Genomic DNA, 2,523 nt, shown 5'->3' on the forward strand with positions numbered 1-2,523 from the left:
TTCTTACCGTTTCGTGTTCTGCGTTTACTCCTTCATATTGAACAGGCATATTGTAACCTGCAAACGGAACCATTTTTGCTCCTAAACTTTCGTGAATAGCTGTTAATGCTGTATTTTTCATTGTACGATTTTATAAAATTTAAAGTTGCTAATGTATTGAAAATTCTTAAAAAAATAAAGCCAAAAACCTATAAATAGTAAGAAATTCACAAAATATTGTTTTAATACTGAAAATAGTTGCATTTTAGAATTTGTTTGTAGAATTTTGACAGCTAAAACAAAATCGTATGCATTACATAGATTCATCAGTACTTACTATAGAAAAAGTTAGAGAAATTATTTTTGAAGGAAAAAAATTAGCACTTTCAGAAGAAGCTATCTCAAAAATAGAACGATGCAGAACGTATTTAGATGAAAAAATGGCTTCTAATGATAAAGCTATTTACGGAATTAACACTGGTTTTGGCTCGTTATATAATATTAAAATTTCGACTGAAAATTTAACCAAACTTCAAGAAAACTTAATGAAATCTCACGCTTGTGGTACCGGTGACGAAGTACCTCACGAGATTGTAAAGATAATGTTGTTATTAAAAATTCAATCTTTGAGTTACGGACATTCAGGTGTGCAATTAGTAACCGTTAATAGATTAATTGATTTTTACAATAATGAAATTTTACCTGTAGTTTACACACAAGGTTCATTAGGAGCAAGTGGCGATTTGTCGCCTTTAGCTCATTTGTGTTTACCATTAATAAATGAAGGCGAAGTGTATTACGATGGATTCCGTCAACCAGCGCATAAAGTTTTAGAAAAATTGAACTTATCGCCTATTACATTAAAATCAAAAGAAGGTTTGGCTTTATTAAACGGAACGCAATTTATGAGTGCTTACGGCGTGTACAATTTAATTCAAGCCGATAAATTAGCGCATTTAGCAAACATTGTATCCGCAGTTTCTTTAGAAGGATTTGATGGAAGAAAAGAGCCTTTTAATGAATTAATTCATTTGGTACGACCACATAATGGGCAATTAGCAACAGCAGCTCATATGTTAGAATTATTAGAAGATAGCGAAATTATCGCACAACCTAAAAAACACGTACAAGACCCGTATTCTTTTAGATGTATTCCGCAAGTTCACGGTGCCTCTAAAGATGTAATTGACCACGTAAAAAAAGTATTTACTACCGAAATTAATTCGGTAACTGACAATCCAAATATTTTTGTTGGTGAAGATGAAATTATTTCTGGTGGAAATTTTCACGGACAACCTTTAGCGATGGCTTTAGATTATTTAGGAATTGCTTTGGCAGAATTAGGAAGCATTTCGGAAAGAAGAACCTATCAATTAATTTCTGGTTTAAGAGAATTACCTGCGTTTTTAGTCAGCAATCCTGGATTAAATTCAGGGTTTATGATTCCGCAATATACAGCAGCGAGTATTGTTAGTCAGAACAAACAATTAGCAACTCCAGCAAGTATTGATAGTATTGTATCCAGTAACGGACAAGAAGATCACGTAAGCATGGGAGCAAATGCAGCTACGAAAACATTAAAAATTGTTGAAAATTTGGAACGTATTATAGCTATTGAATTATTTAATGCCTCACAAGCTATCGAATTTAGAAGACCTTTAAAATCGAGTAATTTCATTGAAATGTTTATAAAAACCTATCGAGAAGAGGTGCCTTTAGTTACAGAAGACAGAATTTTACATTATGATATTGAAAAATCAATTCATTTTTTGAAGAGTTTTCAAGTGGAAATAAATTAATCCTTATTTCGTTTCGGTCTTTTCACTAATTCTCCTTGGCAATTTGGGCAAACATTTGCCATTTCTGTAGCGCACGATTCACAAAATGTACATTCATAACTGCAAATACAAGCTTCTGATTGCATGTTTAATGAAATGTTGCATTTCTCGCAACTTGTTTTGTATTCTAAAGCCATTATTTATTCTTATTTTTCACTAAATAAATCATAATTGCAGCACCAAAAATAATTTCTAAAACTACGCCTGTATTAAAGATTAATGTGGCGCCTGGCCATTCCATTATTTTAAACAAAGCACCGAAGGCAACAATAAAACTACAAGCAATAATAAGTAGTAATAACTTTCTAAACTTGGTATCCATATTATAATCGTGATTTATGAACTCGTTTATGTTTGGTTTGCATTAAATTATTAGAGCCAGAAATTACACTAATATTTCCGTTTAATTCCAACATGGCTAGTTTTACAAATTTATAACTTTCAACACCATGTTCTCGTATTACTTCATCCAGCTCTTCAGATGTAATATCCAATTTAGCCAATGTTTTAAATTCAATTTTACCGTCATGAATTAATATTTCAGGTTTGTCTTGAACTAATTGACTCAAATAACCTGACTTATTTAAAACTTTTTTGAAAATAAAATTAATAGAAAACAAAGAAAACGCAGCAATTATTCCACCTTCTAGGCTAATGTCGCTTCCCACCATTGCATTTTGAACGGCGTTACTAATTAATAAAATTA

The 2,523-nt window shown here is 31.5% G+C and carries 4 protein-coding genes and 1 pseudogene; 1 reads left to right on the forward strand and 4 read right to left on the reverse strand.

Annotation, left to right across the window (positions count from 1 at the left end; all coding sequences use genetic code 11):
- Positions 1–121 (reverse strand): annotated as a pseudogene (locus tag KA468_RS11070) (glycine cleavage system aminomethyltransferase GcvT); the annotation flags it as partial.
- Positions 122–287: 166 nt separating this feature from the next.
- On the opposite strand from KA468_RS11070, the gene hutH reads away from it, so the two are divergent.
- Complete coding sequence (gene hutH / locus KA468_RS11075) at positions 288–1,778, forward strand: histidine ammonia-lyase (RefSeq protein ID WP_291242991.1); 1,491 nt, start codon at positions 288–290, stop codon at positions 1,776–1,778.
- Here the strand turns inward: hutH and KA468_RS11120 are convergent.
- The 3 genes from KA468_RS11120 to KA468_RS11085 form a co-directional block, all read right to left on the reverse strand.
- Positions 1,775–1,954 (reverse strand): DUF1272 domain-containing protein, encoded by a 180-nt coding sequence (locus KA468_RS11120; protein ID WP_366933140.1) that lies wholly within the window; start codon positions 1,952–1,954, stop codon positions 1,775–1,777. The two genes, hutH and KA468_RS11120, sit on opposite strands and share 4 nt — an antisense overlap.
- Positions 1,954–2,139: a hypothetical protein gene (locus KA468_RS11080; protein WP_291242992.1), complete on the reverse strand. Its 186-nt coding sequence runs from the start codon at positions 2,137–2,139 to the stop codon at positions 1,954–1,956. Before KA468_RS11080 ends, KA468_RS11120 begins: the two co-directional genes overlap by 1 nt.
- A 1-nt stretch (position 2,140) precedes the next feature.
- Positions 2,141–2,523, reverse strand: a 383-nt coding sequence (locus KA468_RS11085; protein WP_291242993.1) for a DUF421 domain-containing protein, incomplete at its 5' end; no start/stop codon positions are given.

This window comes from Flavobacterium sp. (genome assembly GCF_017985075.1).
GTDB lineage: Bacteria > Bacteroidota > Bacteroidia > Flavobacteriales > Flavobacteriaceae > Flavobacterium.